Raw genomic sequence first — 19,853 nt, forward strand, 5'->3', positions numbered from 1 at the left:
CTGCTGTGCTGTTTGATGTCGCTGCTCCCCTTGGTGATTTTTTGGCGACCCGTCGAGCGTAGTACCCACATACGACGTAGGGCAACTACTCGAACGCCATAAGCAATTCCGCTTGCGACGCACAATGGCCGAAGCCGGAACCATCGGGTGGTCGCGGATAGTATCCATGAGGAGAATAGGGTAGTCGGAAACACACCGCGCCGGATGTCGCATCCGCAGCCCGGGCGTTCGCGCATATTTCCGTGCGCTGATGTAGGATACAACCGGGGCAGGATACTGCCCTGCGGGTCAGGCTCCTGACGAGGCCGTGCCCTCTATGACCCTACGTTCGGCGGCCGCGCGAAAAATGTGATGTCGACCGTCGGGCGACGACAACGGCGGCTGATGATGCACCGCAGCACAACCTGTGCGCGGAAAACTCTCCAGCGACTCGACCACAATGCGGTATGGCGATGATGCGCCCGCAAACGCTGACGGCGGCGGTAAGACCGCCGCCGCCGTCGTCCGCCCTCGGCTACGCACTGCCGCTCAGCGCGCCGGCAGGCCCGCCTGCGCCGCCACGCCCTCGGCGGCGATGGAGAAGCGCAGGCAGGCGTCGCCGCGGTTCTCCTCGGCCCGGTTGCGCCAGTCGCGCAGGGCGTCGTCGTACTCGGTGAAGGGACCGGCGATGGTCTGCGTGCCGGCCTTGATGCGGGTGAAGGCGGTGTCGGTGTACTCGCCGCCGATGACCCAGAAGCGCGTCGACTGTCCCATGGTGCTCTCCTTCCTCGTCGCGTGATGACGGTCCGAACTCGGATCCGAACTCAGAACTGCGCCGCCTCGGTGCTTTCGGTCAGGGCGGCGGTGGAGGCGCGGCCGCCGGCCACCGTGTCGGCGACGGCGTCGAAGTAGCCGGTGCCGACCTCGCGCTGGTGGCGGGTGGCGGTGTAGCCCTCGGCCTCGGCCGCGAACTCGGCCTGCTGCAGGCGCGAGTAAGCGGCCATGCCCTCGGCCCGGTAGCCCTTGGCGAGCTGGAAGCTGGCGTAGTTCAGCACGTGGAAGCCGGCCAGCGTCACGAACTGGAACTTGTAGCCCATGGCGCCGATCTCGCGCTGGAACCGGGCGATGTCGGCCTCGCCCAGGTTCTTGGCCCAGTTGAACGACGGCGAGCAGTTGTAGGCCAGCATCTTGCCCGGGTAGCGGTCGTGGACGGCCTCGGCGAAGCGGCGCGCGTCGTCGAGGTTGGGGGTGGAGGTTTCCCACCACAGCAGGTCGGCGTAGGGCGCGTATTCCAGCTGGCGAGCGATGCAGTAGTCGACGCCCATGCCGGCCTTGATGCGGTGGAAGCCTTCCGCCGTGCGGCCGGCGTCGAAGTCGATGAAGGGGTGATCGCGCTCGTCGATGTCGGTGGTGAGCAGGCGGGCGCTTTCGGCGTCGGTGCGGGCGACCAGGATGCTCGGCACGTCGCACACGTCCGCCGCCAGCCGCGCCGCCGACAGGGTGCGGATGAACTGGCCGATGGGCACCAGCACCTTGCCGCCCAGGTGGCCGCACTTCTTCTCGCTGGCCAGCTGGTCCTCGAAGTGGACCCCGGCCGCACCCGCCTCGATGAAGGCCTTCATCAGTTCGAAGGCGTTGAGCGGGCCGCCGAAGCCGGCCTCGGCGTCGGCCACGATGGGGGCGAGCCAGGGCGTGCGGCCGGAATGGCCCTCCAGGTGCTCGATCTGGTCGGCGCGCAGCAGGGCGTTGTTGATGCGCTTGACCAGCGCCGGGGCGGAGTTGGCGGGGTAGAGGCTCTGGTCCGGGTAGGTCTGGGCGGCCAGGTTGCCGTCGGCCGCCACCTGCCAGCCGGACAGATAGATGGCCTCGAGCCCGCCCTTCACCCACTGCACCGCCTGCGCGCCGGTCTGGGCGCCGAGGGCGGGCACGTAGTCGCGGCTGTGCAGCAGGTCCCACAGCCGGCGGGCGCCCATCTCGGCCAGCGTGTGGCGGATGCGCACGCTGCCGCGCAGGCGCTCCACGTCGGCCGTGGTGTAGTCGCGCCGCACGGCCTCGAAGCGGCGGCGGTGGATGTCGGTGTGGTCGGAGCCCTGGTCGGTGCGGGCGTCGAGCGGTGCCATGCGGTTCCTCCTCGGTGTGCTTTGTGCGTTTGCGAGATAAGTCACGATTTTGACTTGATCGCGCGGCACCGCAACACGACTTGGAAAGTAAAAGGGTTGGCTTGTGAAGCATTTACAGCCGGACATGGTGAACGTGTAAAGCAAACGACTCCGCCGCACTGCGGCACGAACCGGGGGAACGGGGGAATGACCACCATCACGGGGCTCGACCGCAAGGCCATGCTGGGCGCGCGGGTGCGCCGCCTGCGCCAAGACCACGGCCTGACGCAGGCGCAGATGGCCGAGCGCATGGGCATTTCGCCCAGCTACCTGAACCTCATCGAGCACAACCAGCGCCCGGTCACCGTGCCGGTGCTGCTGCGCCTCGCCCAGACCTTCGACGTCGACCTGCAGACCTTCGCCGGCGGCGACGACGCCCGCCTGGCCGACGCGCTGACGGAGGTCTTCGCCGACCACCTGTTCGACGACAGCCCGGTGCGGCGCCGCGACATCCACGACCTCGCCGGCCAGTCGCCCGACCTCGCCCAGGCGGTGCTGACGCTCTACGGCGCCTGGCGGCGGGCGGCGGAGGACCTGGCGACGCTGGCCGGGCGCATGGCGGAGGGCGACGGCGCCACGCCTACGGCCCAACCGCTGGAGACGGTGCGCGAGTTCTTCGCCGCCGCCGGCAACCACTTCCCCGAGCTGGAGACCGCCGCCGAGGCCCTGTGGGAGGACGCCGGCCTGCGCCGCGGCGACCTGTGGAAGGGCCTCTGCCTGCACCTGGAGGCCGCCCACGGCATCCGCGTGCGGGTGCTGCCGGCGGAGGCCATGGGCGCCGCCATCCGCCGCTACGACCACCACGGCCGCCAGTTGCTGCTGTCGGAGCTGCTGCCGGCGCCGAAGCGCGCCTTCCAGGCGGCCTGCCACATCGCCTACCTGCAGCACGGCGCGTTGCTCGACCGCCTGCTCGACGCCGCCGGGCCGACCCATCCCGAGGCGCGGTGGGCGGCGCGGCTCGGCCTCGCCAACTACTTCGCCGGCGCCGTGCTCATGCCCTACGAGCCGGTCCTGGCCGCCGCCCGCCGCCCGCCGCCTGCGCTACGACATCGAGCTGCTGGAGCACCGCTTCGAGGTCAGTTTCGAGCAGGTCTGCCACCGCCTCACCACCCTGCAGCGCCCGGGCGCCAAGGGGGTGCCGTTCTTCCTCATCCGCGTCGACAAGGCCGGCAACGTATCCAAGCGCTTCGCCGCCACCGCCTTCCCCTTCGCCCGCTACGGCGGCGCCTGCCCGCGCTACATCGTCTACGACGCCTTCCGGGTGCCCGGCGTCATCAAGACCCAGGTGAGCGAGATGCCCGACGGCGGCCGGTTCTTCTCTGTCGCCCGCACGGTGCACCAGACGGCCGGCGGCTTCCACGCCGCCCGCCAGCAGTTCGGCGTGGCGCTCGGCTGCGCCCTGGAGCACGCCCGCGAACTGGTCTACGCCGACGGCCTCGACCTCGGCCCCGGCGCCGTGCCCATGCCCATCGGCGTCACCTGCCGGCTGTGCGAGCGCGCCGACTGCGCCCAGCGCGCCCACCCGAGCCTGCACCACCGCCTGCGCCTGGACGATAGCGAGCGCGGCTTCAGCCCCTTCTCCTTCGCCGCCCGCGACGGGTAGCATGGGCGGAGTATCCGACCGTCCCGCTCAGGAGTCCGCCGCACCATGCGCATCGCCATCCTCGACGACTACCAGGACTCCGCCCGCCGCTTCGCCGACTGGTCGCGCCTGCCGGCCGAGTGCCGCGTCACCGTCTTCCGCGACACCCTGACCGACCCGGCGGCGCTGGCCGAGCGGCTGGCGCCCTTCGAGGTGATCTGCGCCATGCGCGAGCGCACGCCCCTGACGGCGGAGCTGTTCGCGGCCCTGCCGGCCTTGCGCCTCGTCGTCACCACGGGCAAGCGCAACGACGCCATCGACGTCGCCGCCGCCGCGGCGCGCGGGGTGACGGTCTGCGGCACCAACTCGCCGGGGCATGCGACGGCGGAGCTGACGCTGGCGCTCATCCTCGCCCAGGCGCGCCGCCTGCTGCCGGAGAACCGCTCGGTGCGCGCCGGCGGCTGGCAGGTGGGCATCGGCCGCGACCTGCGCGGCGCCACCCTCGGCATCATCGGCCTCGGCCGGCTCGGCGCCCAGGTGGCGGCCTACGCCAAGCCCTTCGGCATGAAGATCGTCGCCTGGAGCGAGAACCTCACCGACGCCCGCTGCGCCGAGGTGGGCGACGTGACGCGGGTGTCGAAGGAGGAGCTTCTGGCGACCGCCGACTTCGTCACCATCCACCAGCGCCTGTCTTCGCGCACCCGCGGCCTGATCGGCGCCGCCGAGCTGGCGCTGATGAAGCCCGACGCCTACCTGGTCAATACCGCGCGCGGCCCCATCGTCGACTGGCGCGCCCTGCTCGACGCCCTGGCGGCGGGCCGCCCGGCGGGGGCGGCGCTCGACGTCTACGACACCGAGCCGCTGCCGGCCGACCACCCCCTGCGCGCCGAGGGCCGCCTGCTGCTGACGCCGCACATCGGCTACGTGACGCAGGAAACCTACCGCGTGTTCTACGGCGAGACGGTGGACGCCATCCTCGCCTGGCTGCGGGGCGAGCCCATCACCGTCATCCCGGCGTAAGGTCATCCGAGGGCACGGACGAGAAACGCGAGCACCCGGGCCTGGAGCCCCGGCGCCTCGCTTTCCCGTGGTCCGGCGATGTTGAGTGTCGGAGGCTCGGGCTGCAGCCGCACCCAGTCACGGAAATCGGTGACGGCGGCAGGATCGCTCACATCGAACACCCGGACCGGCTTGCCTGCCCGCCGGGCGGCTTCCTCGGTCAGGGTCGTTCCGGGCGATGCCGCGAACCCGCGCGACGGCACCAGGATGGCGGTGATGTCGCTGTCGCGGGCGTTCCATTCCGTCCGCTGCGCCGGGTCCGCCGACGGTGTCGCGATCAGCGCGGGATAGTCGGCGAGCAGGCCGGGAAAGGCCGGGCGATCCTCGGCCCAGCCGTCCCGCGGGCACCACCCGCCATAGGGAATGCCGGCCAGGATCGCATAGTCGAGCGCCGCCCGGTCGGCGCCGGTCTGTCCACCGCACACGATACGCGCCACGGCCGGCCAGACGCCCGCCCTCGCCCCGGCACCGCGGTGATGCAGGCGGGCGGCCTAATAGAGGCGGCCGAAATGCACGAAGAAGGCGCGGCCCGTCTTACTTGGCGTCTGGCGCGCATCGAGGAATCCCTCCAGCGCCTCGTACTGATCGCAGACGCTCTCACCCCACGACGAGCGCAGCAACAGCTCCGCCTGCGCCGGCGCAATCACCTTCGTCTCCATGAGGAACCCGGCCTGGTCGTAGCTGGCGCAGACACGGCTGGCGTGGAGCTTGTCGTCGTCGGTCCAGGCGGCATAGGGGATGGTAGACAGGCGGCAACGCACTGCCTCCCGCGCCGCGCTGAGTTCGTCGCGCGCCAGATAGCCGTGCAGATACAGAAGCGCCTGCCGGCGCTGGTCGCGCAGAGTGTTGACGAGCCCGATCAGCACCCCCGCCGTGGCAAGGAGCGTAAGAGCGGTGGCGAAATCGGCGACGGTGCTCCAGGTCACGGCGGCCTCCGGTTGCGCCGGGACGCCCGGCGGGAGCTTCATCATGCCCGAGTCGCGCCGCGTCGGGGAGCGCCGCGCCGCCGCCTCAGCCGGCGTCGCGCACGTCGGCCGTCGCGGTGGCGCCGAAGCGGGGGGCGAGCAGCATGTCGGCCAGGGCGCGGGCGGCGTCTTCCGGCGACGACAGGCTGCCACTCTCCTTCAGCGCCACGAAGCGCTCGCGCAGGGCGAACTGCTCGGGCGTGGTGGCGCGGATGGCGGCCTGCATGTCGGTGTCGATCACCCCCGGCGCGACGCTGGCGATGCGCAGGCCCGGCCGGGCGTCGGCGATCACCGCGCGGGCGTGGTGGTCGAGCGCCGCCTTGGTGGCGCAGTAGATGCTCCAGCCGGCATAGGCGGTGCGGGCGGCGCCGCTGGAGACGTGCATGACGCGACGGTCGGCGCGGCCCTCGGTGGCGGCGACGAAGGCGTCGGCCAGCAGCAGCGGGGCGGTGACGTTGAGCGCGACGGCGCGCGCGATCTCGGCCGCGTCGAGCGTGCCGGCCGGGCCGACGGGTGCGACCGTACCGGCATTGTTGACCAGCGCCACGGCGCCGTCGTCGCCGTCGGCCAGCACCGCGCTCAGGCCGCCGCCCGTCAGCCAGCCCTGCACCGCCGCCGGGTCGCCCAGGTCGACGGCGGCCTGCGCGAAGCGGTCGGGGAAGCGCGCCGCCAGATCGTCGTTGCCGCCGCGCGACACGCCGAACACCCGGTAGCCGCGGGTCAGCAGCTCGGCGGCGAGGGCGGCGCCGAGGCCGCGGGAATGGCCGGTGACGAGGATGGTCATGGATGAGGCTCCTGCAGGTTCGGGTGACGACCTTTCGTTAGCATAACGCGGCGGCTTAACGAGATTTCCATGAAGCATCTTTAACTACGGACGATGCGGCGGCGGCTCTAGGATCGCCGCAGTGACTTCCCACGGAACCCCGGGTTATCCGCCACAGGACGCCGCCGGCATGTTCAAGAGCTTCTTCCCCTCCCCCCGCGCCTTCTTCACCTCGGCCGTCGTCTGGATCGCGCTGTGCATCGCCGGCTGGTACGCCGGCGGCGGCGCGCTCGGGACGCATCTGGGCTTCGTGCCGCCGGACGAGCCGGTGGTCGGCGTCGGCATGTTCGCCACCGGGCCGTTCCTGTGGTTCTACCTGTACTTCTGGAGCGCCGTCGGTCTGTTCGCCACCGTCTGGCAGCGCCTGGCGCCGCACCCGTGGTGGCGGTGGTCGATCCTGGGGTCGGCGCTGATCCTCTTCGTCACCTACCTGCAGGTCCAGGTGAGCGTCGCCGTCAACGACTGGTACGGCCCGTTCTACGACATGATCCAGGCCGCGCTCGCCAAGAGCCGGCCGGTGACCATCGAGGAATTCTTCGGCCAGCTGCTCACCTTCGCCGGCATCGCCTTCGTGGCCGTGGCCATCGGCGTGCTGACGCGCTTCTTCGCCAGCCACTACATCTTCCGCTGGCGCAGCGCCATGAACGGCTACTACATGAGCCACTGGGGCCGCCTGCGCCACATCGAGGGCGCCAGCCAGCGCGTGCAGGAAGACACCATGCGCTTCTCGGCGACGGTGGAGGGGCTCGGCGTCAACCTCATCGACGCGGTGATGACGCTGGTGGCGTTCCTGCCGGTGCTGCTGACCCTGTCGGCGCAGGTGACCGAACTGCCGCTCATCGGCGAGGTGCCGCATTCGCTGGTGGTGGTGGCGCTGTTCTGGTCCCTGTTCGGCACCGGGCTGCTGGCGCTCATCGGCATCAAGCTGCCGGGGCTCGAGTTCCGCAACCAGCGGGTGGAGGCGGCCTACCGCAAGGAACTGGTCTACGGCGAGGACGACATCGCCCGCGCCCAGCCGCCGACGGTGCAGGAGCTGTTCTCCAACGTGCGGCGCAACTACTTCACGCTCTATTTCCACTACATGTACTTCAACGTCGCCCGCATCCTGTACCTGCAGACGGACAACATCTTCCCCTACATCATCCTGGCGCCCACCATCGTGGCGGGGAAGATCACGCTGGGCGCCATGAACCAGATCCTCAACGCCTTCGCGCAGGTGCGCTCGTCCATGCAGTACCTGGTGAATTCGTGGACGACGATCGTCGAGCTTCTGTCCATCTACAAGCGCCTGCGCGCCTTCGAATCGGCCATCGAGGGCGAACCGCCCGCCGACCCGCTGGAGGCCGAGGTGGAGCCGGTGCTCGCCGCCGCCCTGGCCGCGGTGACGCCCCAGGTGCCGCCCACCGCCGGCGGCGAGGCGCAGGCCTGACGGGCGGGGCCGCTCCCCCCTCCCCCAAAGCAGAACCGCCGGCCTCCCTTGGGAAGCCGGCGGTTGCCGTTTCACACCCTGTCCGTCGTCACTCGGCGGCGACGGTGGCGGCCGGGGTGACAGGGACGGCGAGCTTGTCCAGCATCTCCTTCGGGACGATCTGCCAGAACTTGCCCAGCTCGCGGCTCCAGTTGGCGAGGATGCGCTGCGCATGGGCCGAGCCCGATTCCGCCGCGTGTTCCTCGATCAGCGCCTTGAGCTGCTGCTCGTAGTGCTCCACCTGCACGCGCTGCCAGACCACGTTGTCCGGGTTGACGCGCAGCTCGAAGCTTTCGTCCTCGTCGTAGATGTAGGCCATGCCGCCGGTCATGCCGGCGCCGAAGTTGGCGCCGACCGCACCCAGGATCACCACGGTGCCGTTGGTCATGTACTCGCAGCCGTTGGAGCCGCAGCCTTCCACCACCACCGTCGCACCCGAGTTGCGGACCGCGAAGCGCTCGCCCGCCTGGCCGGCCGCGAACAGCTTGCCGGAGGTGGCGCCGTACAGCACCGTGTTGCCGATGATGGTGTTGTCGTTGGACTTCAGCGGGCTGGAGACGGCCGGACGCACCACGATGGTGCCGCCCGACAGGCCCTTGCCGACGTAGTCGTTGCTGTCGCCGAACACTTCCAGCTTCAGCCCCTGCACCGCGAAGGCGCCCAGCGACTGACCGGCCGAGCCGCGCAGGCGGACCGTGATGTGGCCCGGCTGCAGGCCGGTCATGCCGTACTTCTTCACGATCTTGTGCGACAGCTTGGTGCCGATGGCGCGGTGGGTGTTCCGCACGTTGTAGGTCAGCTGCATCTTCTCGCCGTCCTCGAGCGCCGGCTTGGCGTCGACGATCATCTGGGCGTCGAGCGTCTCCGGCACCTCGTTGCGGCCGACCGTCTGGCAGGTGGTCGGCAGGCCGCCGTCGTCCGGCTGCACCAGCAGGGCGTTGAGGTCGAGGTCGTCCAGGTGGCTGGCGCCGCGGCTGACCTGGTGCAGCAGGTCGGAGCGGCCGATCACCTCTTCCAGCGAGCGGAAGCCGAGCCCGGCCAGGATCTCGCGCACTTCCTCGGCGATGAAGGTGAACAGGTTCACCACCTTCTCCGGCGTGCCGGTGAACTTGCCGCGCAGCGCCGGGTCCTGGGTGCACACGCCCACCGGGCAGGTGTTGGAGTGGCACTGGCGGACCATGATGCAGCCCAGCGCGACCAGGCTGGTGGTGCCGACGCCGAACTCTTCCGCGCCCAGCATGGCGGCGATGACGATGTCGCGGCCGGACTTCAGGCCGCCGTCGGTGCGCAGCTTCACGCGGTGGCGCAGACGGTTGAGCGTCAGCACCTGGTGCACTTCCGACAGGCCCATTTCCCACGGCAGGCCGGCGTACTTGATGGATGTCTGCGGGCTGGCGCCCGTGCCGCCCGAGTGGCCGGACACCAGGATGACGTCGGCGTTGGCCTTGGCCACGCCGGCGGCGATGGTGCCGATGCCGGTGCGGCTGACCAGCTTCACGGTCACCTGCGCCTCGGGGTTGATCTGCTTCAGGTCGTAGATGAGCTGCGCCAGATCCTCGATGGAGTAGATGTCGTGGTGCGGCGGCGGCGAGATGAGCATGACGCCGGGCGTCGAGTGACGCAGCTTGGCGATCTCCACCGTCACCTTGAAGCCGGGCAGCTGGCCGCCCTCGCCGGGCTTGGCGCCCTGGGCGACCTTGATCTCGATCTCACGGCACTGGTTCAGGTATTCCGCGGTGACGCCGAAGCGGCCCGAGGCGACCTGCTTGATGGCCGAGTTGGCGTTGTCGCCGTTGGGCGCCGGGCGGTAGCGTTCCGGCACCTCGCCGCCTTCGCCGGAGTCCGACTTGGCGCCGATGCGGTTCATGGCGATGTTGAGCGTGCCGTGCGCTTCCGGCGACAGGGCGCCGAGCGACATGGCGGGGGTGACGAAGCGCTTGCGGATGGCGGTGGTGCTTTCCACCTCGTCCAGCGACAGGCCGGCGCGGTCGGAGCGGAAGTCCATCAGATCGCGCAGGGTGATGGGAGGCATCTTGTAGAGGCCTTCCACGTACCGGCGATAGGTCTGGTAGCTGTCCGTCGCCACGGCGTGCTGCAGCGTGTGGATGAGGTTGCCGTCGAAGGCGTGGCGCTCGCCGCCGTTGCGGCGGACGCGATAGACGCCGCCGATGGGCAGCACGATGGCTCCGGCCGCATAGGCCTTGGTGTGCTGCTCCAGCACCTTCTTCTGCACGCCCTGCAGGCCGATGCCCGAGATGCGCGACGACATGCCGGGGAAGAACTCGGCCACCAGCGTGCGCGACAGGCCGACGGCTTCGAAGTTGTAGCCGCCGCGGTAGCTGGAGATGACCGAGATGCCCATCTTGGACATCACCTTCAGCAGGCCTTCGCCGATGGCCTTCTTGAAGTTCTTCAGGCCCTGTTCCAGCGTCATGTCGCCGAACAGGCCGCGGGCGTGGCGGTCGGCGATGGCCTCTTCCGCCAGGTAGGCGTTCACCGTGGTGGCGCCGACGCCGATGAGGACGGCGAAGTAGTGCACGTCCAGGCATTCGCCGGTGCGCACGTTGACGCTGGTGAAGGTGCGCAGCTGCTGGCGGACGAGGTGCGTGTGCACGCCGCCGGCGGCCAGGATCATGGGAATGGCGGCGCGGGTCGGGCCGGCCTTCTCGTCGGTCAGCACGACATGGGTGCAGCCGCCGCGCACGGCGTCTTCCGCCTCGCGCTGGATGGCGTGCAGGGCGTCGCGCAGGGCGTTGTCACCGGCCTTCGGATCGAAGGTGCAGTCGATGATCGCCGCCGTGTCGCCCATGTGCTGGCGCATGGCGTTGAACTCGGCCGTCACCAGCACCGGGCTGTCGAGCTGGAGCAGGTCGCACTGGCTGGCGTCCTCCTCCAGGATGTTGCCCAGGTTGCCGAGGCGCGTGTTCAGGCTCATCACCCGCGTTTCGCGCAAGCTGTCGATGGGCGGGTTGGTGACCTGGCTGAAGTTCTGGCGGAAGAAGCAGTGCAGGCCGCGGTAGGTGTCCGACAGCACCGCGAGCGGCGCGTCGTCGCCCATGGAGCCGACCGCTTCCTTGCCGTCCTCGACCATGGGCTGGAGGATCAGCTCCATGTCTTCCATGGTCAGGCCGTAGGCCATCTGGCGGCGGCGCAGGTCGTCGCCCTTGATGCCGAGCGTTTCGGCATGGTTGGCGGCTTCCACCAGGGCGTCCAGGTGGGTGATGCGCTTGACCCATTCGGGGAAGGGCTTGCGGGCCGACAGCTTGTCCTTCAGGGCCTTGTCACTGAAGAACTTGCCGTCCTTCAGGTCGACGCCGATGCACTCGCCGGGGCCGACGCGGCCCTTCTCGACGATCTCGGCTTCCTGCAGGCGCACCATGCCCGTCTCCGAGCCGACGATCAGCAGGCCGTTGGCGGTGACGGAATAGCGCATGGGGCGCAGGCCGTTGCGGTCCATGCCGGCGACCACCCAGCGGCCGTCGGTGGCGCAGATGGCGGCCGGGCCGTCCCACGGCTCCATGATGCAGTTGTAGTAGCTGAACATGGAACGGTGCTCGTCGGGCATCAGCTTGTTGGCGCCGATGCTCTCGGGGATGAGCGCCGCCTTCACCTCGGGCGCCGAGCGGCCGGCGCGGCACATCAGCTCGAACACGTTGTCGAGCGCCGCCGAGTCGGAGCCGCCGTTCTGAATAGTGGGCTTCAGGTCCTCGATCATGTCGCCGAACACGTCGGACGCCATGCGGGTCTCGTGCGCCTTCATCCAGTTCACGTTGCCCATCAGCGTGTTGATCTCGCCGTTGTGGGCGAGCATGCGGAAGGGCTGGGCCAGGCGCCAGGTCGGGAAGGTATTGGTGGAATAGCGCTGGTGATAGATGGCGAAGCTGGAAACGAACCGCTGGTCCAGCAGGTCGGGATAGAAGGTCGTCAGCTGTTCCGCCAGGAACATGCCCTTGTAGATGATGGAGCGGCACGACAGCGAGCAGATGTAGAACTCGGTGATGTGCTCGGCCAGCACCTTCTTTTCGATGCGGCGGCGGATGACGTAGAGGTCGTTCTCGAACTTGTCGTCGTCCACACCCTTGGTGTTGGCGATCATGATCTGCTCGATCTCGGGCCGCGTCGCGTTGGCCTTCTCGCCGATCACCGAGATGTCGACCGGCACCTGGCGCCAGCCGTAGATGGTGTAGCCGAAGTTCAGGATCTCCGACTCGGTCACCGTGCGGCAGCGTTCCTGCGCCGCCATGTCGTTCTTCGGCAGGAAGATCATGCCGACCGCCAGCTTGCCGGCCGCGAGGTCGTGGCCGGTGCGCTGGACGTGTTCCTTGAAGAAGTCCTGCGGGATCTGCACATGGATGCCCGCGCCGTCGCCGGTCTTGCCGTCGGCGTCGACGGCGCCGCGGTGGAACAGCACGCGCAGGGCTTCGACGCCGGCTTCCACCACCTCGCGGCGGGGCTTGCCGTCGAGCGCGGCGATCAGGCCGACGCCGCAGTTGTCGTGCTCCCACGCGGGATCGTAGGCACCGGCGGCCTTCAGGGTCTCGGCGTTCTTCTTCCAGGTCTCGACGAACTGGCTGCCGGACTCGGGCTGAACCTTCTTGATCTCGGTCATCGGTGTCTACTCCCTCAGGAGGCCTGGGCCATGGCGGGCGCGCTCTTGTCGGCGGCGGCCTTGGCGGTCACGTACTGGTCGATGCGCTCGGCGGCGTCGCGGCCGTCCTTGACCGCCCACACCACGAGCGAGGCGCCGCGCATGATGTCGCCGGCGGCGAACACGCCGGGGATGGAGGTCATGAGCGTCTTGTGGTCGGTCTTGACCGTGCCCCAGCGGGTGACGGCGAGGTCGGGCTCGGCGAAGTAGACCGGCAGGTCCTCGGGCTCGAAGCCGAGGGCCTCGATGACCAGGTCGGCCTCCATGGTGAACTGGCTGCCCTCGATGGGCTGCGGGCTCTGGCGGCCGGAGCTGTCGGCGACGCCGAGGTGCATCTTGATGGCGCGCACGGCGGTGACCTTGTTGTCGGCATCGCCGAGCAGGGCTTCCGGCGCGGCCATCCACACGAACTCGACGCCTTCCTCGACGGCGTTGGCGACTTCGCGCTGGCTGCCCGGCATGTTCTCGCGGTCGCGGCGATAGACGCACTTCACCGACTTGGCGCCCTGGCGGATGGCGGTGCGCACGCAGTCCATGGCGGTGTCGCCGCCGCCGATGACGACGACGTGCTTGTCCTTGGCGTCCAGGATGCCGGACTCGTAGTCGGCCACCGTGTCGCCCATGCCGACGCGGTTGGACGCCGTCAGGTAGGTCAGCGCCTTGTGGACGCCGGTCAGGCCGGCGCCGGGGCACGACAGCATGCGCGCCTTGTAGACGCCCGTCGCCACCAGGATGGCGTCGTGCTTGGCCCGCAGGTCGGCGAAGGAGATGGTCTTGCCGACGTCGGTGTTGGGGTGGAAGACGACGCCGGCGTCCTGCAGCAGCTTCACGCGCCGCTCGACCACGTACTTCTCCAGCTTGAAGCCGGGGATGCCGTAGATCAGCAGGCCGCCGATGCGGTCGTGGCGGTCGTAGACGTGCACCGCATAGCCCTTGGCGCGCAGCTGTTCCGCCGCCGCCATGCCGGCCGGGCCGCCGCCGATGATGCCGACGGAAAAGCCGTTCTCGGCCGCCGGGGTCTTGGGCTGCACCCAGCCTTCGGCCCAGGCGGTGTCGGTGATGTACTTTTCCACCGAGCCGATGGTGACGGCGCGGTGACGGCTCTGCTCCAGCACGCAGGAGCCTTCGCACAGGCGGTCCTGCGGGCAGATGCGGCCGCAGATTTCCGGCATGTTGTTGGTCGCCGAGGACACCGCGTAGGCTTCCTCCAGGCGGCCGTTGGCGGTCAGCATCAGCCAGTCGGGGATGTTGTTCCCGAGCGGGCAGTGGATCTGACAGAACGGAATGCCGCACTGCTCGCAGCGCGAGGCCTGATCCGATGCTTTCGCCGGTTCGAACGCGGTGTAGATCTCGTCGAAGTCCTCGCGGCGCATCTCGGCTGGGCGCTTCGTCGGATATTCCTGCTCGAGCGTGGTGAAGCGGAGCATCTTGTTGCGCGCCATGGCGCGGCCTCCTCGCGTCGACTGTGGTTTGGGGGGCGGTCTGGCCTATTCCAATAAGTGCGAAAACGGCGGCGGCCAAGCAAAAAACGACATTTAGGTCAACTTCGTTTACCATTTTCCGCGCAATTTTGTAACCTCGGTGGCCCGACCGAGCCAGGCGGCCGGAGAGCCTGCGTACAATGGTAAACATTTGTGTACCATGTCCCGGCTTCCCGCGGAATCCCTTGGTGTGCTAGAAGGTTGCCACACCATCCACAGGGGGTCGGCGGTGACGCTTCTACAAATCCTTGTGCTTGCCGTGGTGCAGGGCATCACCGAGTTCCTGCCCATCAGCTCGTCGGGGCACCTGGTGCTGGTTCCGGCGGTCGGCGGCTGGCAGGACCAGGGGCTCGACATGGACGTGGCGGTGCACGTCGGCACGCTGTTCGCCGTGGTGCTGTACTTCCGCCGCGACGTCTGGGGCATGATCGCCGGCTTCTGGCGCATGCTGCGCGGCCGCCGCGACCCCTATGGCCGTCTCGCCCTGCAGATCGCCGCGGCGACGGTGCCGGTGGTGATCGCCGGCTTCCTGCTCAAGGACATGATCGGCACCGTGGCGCGGTCGCTCGCGGTCATCGGCTGGACGACGCTGATCTACGGCATCCTGCTGTGGGTCGTCGACCGCCTGTGCATGACGGTGAAACGCACCGAGCACCTGACCTGGACCGACGCCCTGGTCATCGGCCTCGCCCAGGTGCTGGCGCTGATCCCCGGCACCAGCCGGTCCGGCATCACCATGACGGCGGCCCGCATGCTGGGCTACGAGCGCGGCGAGTCGGCGCGCATCTCCATGCTGCTGTCGATCCCCACCATCCTCGGCGCCGGTGTGCTGGCGGGGTGGGACATCGCCCAGACCGGCGACTGGCAGCTGACCAACGCCGCCCTCATCGCCGCCGGCCTCGCCTTCCTGTCGGCGCTGGTGGCCATCGCCCTGCTGATGGCCTGGCTGAAGCGTGCCAGCTACACGCCCTTCGCCGTCTACCGCATCATCCTCGGCATCGCCTTGCTGGCATGGGCCTACGGCGTCTGGTGACGCCGCCCGGCCGCCGCTCCATGGCGGCGGTCATTCCACCGCGAAATCGTCCGGCCCGCCGAGGGCGAGCATGCGCAGGGTGCCGAGCGCCTCGTCCAGCACCGCCATCGGCGGCAGGCCGAGGGCGATGCGCACCGCGTTGGGCGCGTGGCCCGGCCCGGCGGCGAAGCTCGCCCCCGGCGTGACGGCGATGCCGCGGCGGGCGGCGGCGGCGACGAAGGTCTCGGCCCGCCACGGCGCCGGCAGTTCCAGCCAGCAGTGATAGGACGTCGGGTCGGTGCGCAGGGTGAGGCCCGCCAGTCGGTCGCGCACCAGCTCCTGCCGGCGGCGGGCGTCCTGCCGCTTGCGCTCCGAGATGTCGGCGGCGAGACCGCTGCGCAGCAGCAGCACCGCGGCTTCCAGGGCGAAGGCGTTGGGCGTCCAGGCGCCGGTGTGCAGCGACGCCGCCACCGCCTGGCGCAGGCGCGGCGGCACCGCCAGCATGCCGACGGTCAGCCCCGGCGCGACGCGCTTGGACAGGCTGTCGATGTGGATGACGTGGTCCGGCGCGAAGACCGCCAGCGGCGCCTGATCCTGCGCCAGGAAACCGTAGACGCTGTCCTCGATGGCGACGATGCCGGTGCGCTCCAGCGTCTCGGCCAGTTCGCGGCGGCGCGACGGCGGCATGGTCAGCGACAGCGGGTTGTGCAGCGACGGCTGGACGTAGACCGCCTTCACGCCGCCCGCCGTCTCGCGGTGCACCTGGGCGAGCGCGTCGGGTCGCAGGCCGTTGGGGTCGAGCGGCACCGGCACCAGCACGATGCCGAGGCGCGCCGCCAGCCCCTTCACCATGGGGTAGGTCACCGCCTCCACCGCCACCTTGTCGCCGGGCGCGGCCAGCGCCGCCAGCGCGGCCGCCACCGCCCGCCGGCCGCTGGCGGCCAGCAGCATGTCGTCGGGCGACGGCGTCCAGCCGTCGCGGGCGAGGAAAGCGGCGGCGGCCTCGCGTGCCGCCTGGGTGCCGGTGCGCGGCAGCAGGATCTGCGAGGCGGCCAACACGTCGGGGCGCAGCAGGTCGGCCAGCACGGGCGCCAGCAGCGCGTCCTGCCCCTCCAGGATGGGGATGCTGGCCTCCAGGTTCACCAGGCCGCTCGGGGCATCGGGCACGCCCAGCTGGGTCGCCGGCGCCGGCGACACGGCGCGCACGAAGGTGCCGCGCCCGACCTCGCCCACCACCAGCCCGCGCCGCACCAGTTCCTTGTAGACGCGGCCCGCCGTCGAGACCGCGATGCCGCGGCGATAGGCGTAGTCGCGATGGGGCGGCAGGCGGTCGCCGGGGCCGAGGCGCCCTTCGGCGATGTCGCGGCCGATCTCGTCGGCGAGGCTGTGGTAGCTGACGTCCATGGGTTTTGCACCGAGGTCAATTGCATTGCACCGACGCCAATGCACCGATTGCACCGACGCAAGAGCGATCATAGCCTGAGTGCATCGAGAACGCAAAGGAGCGTGTCATGCCCCAGCAGATGATCGGCCGGCGGGCCAGCGAACCCATCCGCCTCCCCCTTGCGCGGCGCCTCGCCACCGCCGTGGCCCGCCTGCCCGGCGCGGTTTTCCGGTGGTACGTGGCGCAGCAGACGCGCTTGGCCCTGGCGCGCCTCGACGACCGGCTGCTGCGCGACATCGGCGTCTCGCGCGAGCAGGCGGCCGACGAGGCGTCGCAGTCCTTCTGGCGGGTCGGCGACGGACTGCCGCGCGACTGGCGCTGATTGCACTCGGTGCAATGCGGGACAAAGGGTCGGCCGGCGCGGTCCTACAGCCCCACCATCGCCCGCACCTCGGCCGGCGTGCGCCCCGCCTCGCGCAAGGCCCGCAGGGTCAGACTGCGGTCGCGCTTGGCATAGCGGCGCCCCTGATCGTCGGTCAGCAAGCGGTGGTGATGGTACTCCGGCACCGGCAGGTCGAGCAGCGCCTGCAGCAGGCGGTGGACGTGGGTCGACTCGAACAGGTCGGTGCCGCGCGTCACCAGCGTCACGCCCTGCAGGGCGTCGTCCCAGGTGACGGCCAGATGGTAGCTGGTCGGCGTCTCCTTGCGGGCCAGCACCACGTCGCCGAATACCTCCGGCCGCGCCGCCTGCACCCCGGCGGCGCGGTCGTGCCACGTCAGCGGCCCGGCCTGCGCCACCGCCGCCGCCATGTCGAGGCGCAGGCAGTGCGCCTCGCCGGCCGCGACCCGCGCCGCCCGCTCGGACGTTGAACAGGATCGGCAGGTACCGGGATAGAGCACGCCGTCCGGCCCGTGCGGTGCATGGGGGGCGCGGGCGACCTCCTCCTGGATTTCGCGGCGGGTGCAGAAGCAGGGATAAAGGAGACCACGCGCCTCGAGCAGCGCCAGGGCGTGGCGGTAGTCCTCCAGGTGCTCCGACTGGCGGCGCACCGGCTCTTCCCACGTCAGGCCGAGCCAGGCGAGGTCTTCGCGGATGGCGGCGTCGAAGTCGGGCCGGCAGCGGCCGGGGTCGATGTCCTCCATCCGCAAGAGGAAGCGCCCATCGGCGGCACGCGCCGCCGATTCGGCGAAGAGGGCGGAGAAGGCATGGCCCAGATGGAGGTAACCCGTTGGAGACGGCGCGAATCTCGCGACTATGGTATGATCGGCGCGCGACTCGGGCGGCTGTGGCGATTTCATGAAACTGTATCGTCCTGCTTGGCAGCAACTCTGGTAATCGGTACCATATCTTGTGTCTGGCCACCGGAACAGCGGGGTAGACCTTGAACGCGATTTTGGACAAGAGTCCGGCCTTGGTGCTGAACGCGGACTTCCGTCCGCTGAGCTACTTCCCCCTGTCGCTGTGGCCGTGGCAGGAGGCGGTGAAGGCCGTGTTCCTCGGCCGGGTGAGCGTGGTGTCGGAATACGAGGACGCCATCATCCACTCGCCCCGCTTCGAGTTCCGATTGCCGAGCGTCATCGCCCTGAAGGAATACGCACCGACCCACCGAAGGCCGGCCTTCACCCGGTTCAACGTCTTCCTCCGCGACCGCTTCACCTGCCAATACTGCGGCTGCCGTTTCCCCACCCACGACCTGACCTTCGACCACGTCATCCCGCGCAGCAAGGGCGGGCGCACCAGCTGGCTAAACGTGGTCACCGCCTGCGGCAGCTGCAACCTGCGCAAGGGCAACAAGCTCCCCGATGCCGCCGGCATGCCGCTGATCCGCCGGCCCTACCAGCCCAACACCTTCCAGCTGCAGGACATCGGCCGCCGCTTCCCGCCCAACTACCTGCACGAAAGCTGGCGCGACTTCCTCTACTGGGACACCGAACTGGAAGACTGACCACCGCCGCCGGGGGCTCCGGGGCGGTGTTTTCGTTTCCGGCGCGGGCGATCGGCGCCTCCGCGGCCCTTACGGACGCTACGGAACCACACTAGATATATGTGCAACAAAACAATTTGACATCGGTTCTGCGCACATCTACCGTACATCCATCGCGCCGATTTGAGCACAGCTTGCGGGCGCGTTACAAATGCAGCTAAAGCGTGGGCACACCCGCCCAGCGCAACAGGCTGCGGCGGGTTTTTTCGTGCTCCGCCGCGCGAGAACTCACCGCCTCCACCGTCGAGTCCGCCACCACCGGCCCGCGCAAGACACCCGCGGGCCGCAACGGGAGAGGTTTGCCCATGTTCCGCCGTACCGTCCTCAAGTCCGTCGCCGCCGCCCTGCTGCTGGCCGCCGCCCCCTTCGCCGCCGTGACCGATGCCGCCGCCGCCGAAAAGCTGGAAGAGCTGCGCATCGACTACGCCTACTACAACCCGGTCTCGCTGGTCCTGAAGGAGAAGGGCTGGCTCGAGGACGAGTTCGCCAAGGACGGCACGTCGGTGCGCTGGGTGCTGTCGCTCGGGTCCAACAAGGCGCTGGAGTTCCTCAATTCCGGCTCCATCGACCTCGGCTCGACGGCCGGCGCCGCCGCCCTGCTCGGCCGCATCAACGGCAACCCGGTGAAGGTGGTCTACGCCTATTCCAAGCCGGAATGGACGGCGCTGGTCACGGCCAAGGACAGCGCCATCCAGTCCATCGCCGACCTGAAGGGCAAGCGCATCGCCGTCACCCGCGGCACCGACCCGCACATCTTCCTGACCCGCGCGCTGGCCGAGGGCGGCCTGACCGACAAGGACGTGGAACTCGTCCTGCTGCAGCACCAGGACGGCCGCCTCGCGCTGGAGAACGGCGACGTCGACGCCTGGGCCGGGCTCGACCCCATGATGGCGGCGTCGGAGCTGGATGCCGGCTCGCGCCTGTTCTACCGCAACGCCGACTTCAACACCTGGGGCACCCTGCTGGCCCGCGAGGAAGTCATCGCCGAGCATCCGGAGACCATCAAGCGCGTCATCGCCGTCTACGAGCGGGCCCGGGAGTGGGCGCGCGCCAACCCGGCGGAACTGGTGCAGATCATTTCCAAGGCCGCCCGCACGCCGGACCACGTCGCCGCCAAGCAGATCGAGCGCACCGACCTGAGCCAGCCGGCCATCGGCGACGCCCAGGGCAAGACCATCGAGGCGGCCGGCCTCGCCCTGCAGAAGGGTGGGATCATCAAGCCGGAGGTGGACGTGCCGGCGGCCGTCGCCGACCTGCTCGACCCGTCGTTCACCGCCGGCCTGCCCACCAACTGAGCCGGCCCCGCGC

The 19,853-nt window shown here is 69.7% G+C and carries 16 protein-coding genes, 1 pseudogene and 1 riboswitch; of the genes and pseudogenes, 8 read left to right on the forward strand and 9 right to left on the reverse strand.

The features are described from left to right. Positions 1–528: 528 nt before the first annotated feature. Positions 529–753, reverse strand: coding sequence for a DUF4170 domain-containing protein (locus tag CRP50_RS10005; protein WP_097279026.1), 225 nt, complete (start codon positions 751–753; stop codon positions 529–531). 50 nt (positions 754–803) lie between these two features. Continuing rightward, a complete protein-coding gene (gene aceA, locus CRP50_RS10010; RefSeq protein WP_097279027.1) occupies positions 804–2,099 on the reverse strand; it encodes an isocitrate lyase in 1,296 nt (431 codons plus the stop codon). Positions 2,100–2,375: 276 nt separating this feature from the next. Here aceA and CRP50_RS26035 point away from each other — a divergent pair. The 3 genes and pseudogenes from CRP50_RS26035 to CRP50_RS10020 form a co-directional block, all read left to right on the forward strand. Beyond that, positions 2,376–3,107, forward strand: a pseudogene (locus CRP50_RS26035) (helix-turn-helix domain-containing protein); the annotation flags it as partial. 166 nt (positions 3,108–3,273) lie between these two features. Next, entirely contained in the window at positions 3,274–3,741 is a 468-nt protein-coding gene (locus CRP50_RS26040) for a DUF2083 domain-containing protein (protein ID WP_245913426.1), read from the forward strand. Between the two features lie 45 nt (positions 3,742–3,786). Next, on the forward strand, positions 3,787–4,740 hold the full coding sequence (locus tag CRP50_RS10020) for a D-2-hydroxyacid dehydrogenase family protein (RefSeq protein WP_097279028.1): 954 nt from the start codon (positions 3,787–3,789) through the stop codon (positions 4,738–4,740). 2 nt (positions 4,741–4,742) lie between these two features. Here CRP50_RS10020 and CRP50_RS10025 read toward each other — a convergent pair whose 3' ends face one another. Genes CRP50_RS10025 through CRP50_RS10035 form a run of 3 tightly spaced genes read right to left on the reverse strand, consistent with a single transcriptional unit; the run spans position 4,743 to position 6,528 of the window. Next, complete coding sequence (locus tag CRP50_RS10025; protein WP_097279029.1) at positions 4,743–5,216, reverse strand: putative molybdenum carrier protein; 474 nt, start codon at positions 5,214–5,216, stop codon at positions 4,743–4,745. Between the two features lie 54 nt (positions 5,217–5,270). Continuing rightward, on the reverse strand, positions 5,271–5,750 hold the full coding sequence (locus CRP50_RS10030) for a hypothetical protein (RefSeq protein WP_097279030.1): 480 nt from the start codon (positions 5,748–5,750) through the stop codon (positions 5,271–5,273). Between the two features lie 40 nt (positions 5,751–5,790). Further along, positions 5,791–6,528, reverse strand: a complete 738-nt coding sequence (locus tag CRP50_RS10035) for an SDR family oxidoreductase (protein WP_097279031.1) — start codon at positions 6,526–6,528, stop codon at positions 5,791–5,793. A gap of 169 nt (positions 6,529–6,697) precedes the next feature. Here CRP50_RS10035 and sbmA point away from each other — a divergent pair, with 169 nt between their 5' ends. Continuing rightward, positions 6,698–7,996, forward strand: a complete 1,299-nt coding sequence (sbmA, locus tag CRP50_RS10040; RefSeq protein ID WP_097279032.1) for a peptide antibiotic transporter SbmA — start codon at positions 6,698–6,700, stop codon at positions 7,994–7,996. A gap of 88 nt (positions 7,997–8,084) precedes the next feature. On the opposite strand, the gene gltB is transcribed toward sbmA, so the two are convergent. Then, on the reverse strand, positions 8,085–12,644 hold the full coding sequence (gene gltB, locus CRP50_RS10045; RefSeq protein ID WP_097279033.1) for a glutamate synthase large subunit: 4,560 nt from the start codon (positions 12,642–12,644) through the stop codon (positions 8,085–8,087). A 14-nt stretch (positions 12,645–12,658) separates the two neighbouring features. Next, positions 12,659–14,125, reverse strand: coding sequence for an NAD(P)-dependent oxidoreductase (locus CRP50_RS10050; protein ID WP_097279034.1), 1,467 nt, complete (start codon positions 14,123–14,125; stop codon positions 12,659–12,661). 268 nt (positions 14,126–14,393) lie between these two features. Between CRP50_RS10050 and CRP50_RS10055 the strand changes: the two genes are divergently transcribed. Beyond that, entirely contained in the window at positions 14,394–15,197 is an 804-nt protein-coding gene (locus CRP50_RS10055) for an undecaprenyl-diphosphate phosphatase (RefSeq protein WP_097279035.1), read from the forward strand. Between the two features lie 30 nt (positions 15,198–15,227). Here CRP50_RS10055 and CRP50_RS10060 read toward each other — a convergent pair whose 3' ends face one another. Beyond that, a complete protein-coding gene (locus CRP50_RS10060; protein WP_097279036.1) occupies positions 15,228–16,580 on the reverse strand; it encodes a PLP-dependent aminotransferase family protein in 1,353 nt (450 codons plus the stop codon). 107 nt (positions 16,581–16,687) lie between these two features. Between CRP50_RS10060 and CRP50_RS10065 the strand changes: the two genes are divergently transcribed. Beyond that, positions 16,688–16,942 (forward strand): DUF1127 domain-containing protein, encoded by a 255-nt coding sequence (locus CRP50_RS10065; protein WP_217992030.1) that lies wholly within the window; start codon positions 16,688–16,690, stop codon positions 16,940–16,942. A gap of 44 nt (positions 16,943–16,986) precedes the next feature. On the opposite strand, the gene gluQRS is transcribed toward CRP50_RS10065, so the two are convergent. Next, positions 16,987–17,859, reverse strand: a complete 873-nt coding sequence (gluQRS, locus tag CRP50_RS10070) for a tRNA glutamyl-Q(34) synthetase GluQRS (RefSeq protein ID WP_097279037.1) — start codon at positions 17,857–17,859, stop codon at positions 16,987–16,989. A 113-nt stretch (positions 17,860–17,972) separates the two neighbouring features. On the opposite strand from gluQRS, the gene CRP50_RS10075 reads away from it, so the two are divergent. Both CRP50_RS10075 and CRP50_RS10080 read left to right on the forward strand, forming a co-directional pair. Continuing rightward, complete coding sequence (locus tag CRP50_RS10075) at positions 17,973–18,506, forward strand: HNH endonuclease (RefSeq protein WP_176525112.1); 534 nt, start codon at positions 17,973–17,975, stop codon at positions 18,504–18,506. 144 nt (positions 18,507–18,650) lie between these two features. Further along, positions 18,651–18,723, forward strand: a riboswitch (SAM riboswitch). A 127-nt stretch (positions 18,724–18,850) separates the two neighbouring features. After that, on the forward strand, positions 18,851–19,840 hold the full coding sequence (locus CRP50_RS10080) for an aliphatic sulfonate ABC transporter substrate-binding protein (RefSeq protein WP_097279038.1): 990 nt from the start codon (positions 18,851–18,853) through the stop codon (positions 19,838–19,840). Positions 19,841–19,853: the final 13 nt, after the last annotated feature.

The sequence above is a fragment of the Caenispirillum bisanense genome (assembly GCF_900230255.1).
Lineage (GTDB): Bacteria > Pseudomonadota > Alphaproteobacteria > Rhodospirillales > Rhodospirillaceae > Caenispirillum > Caenispirillum bisanense_A.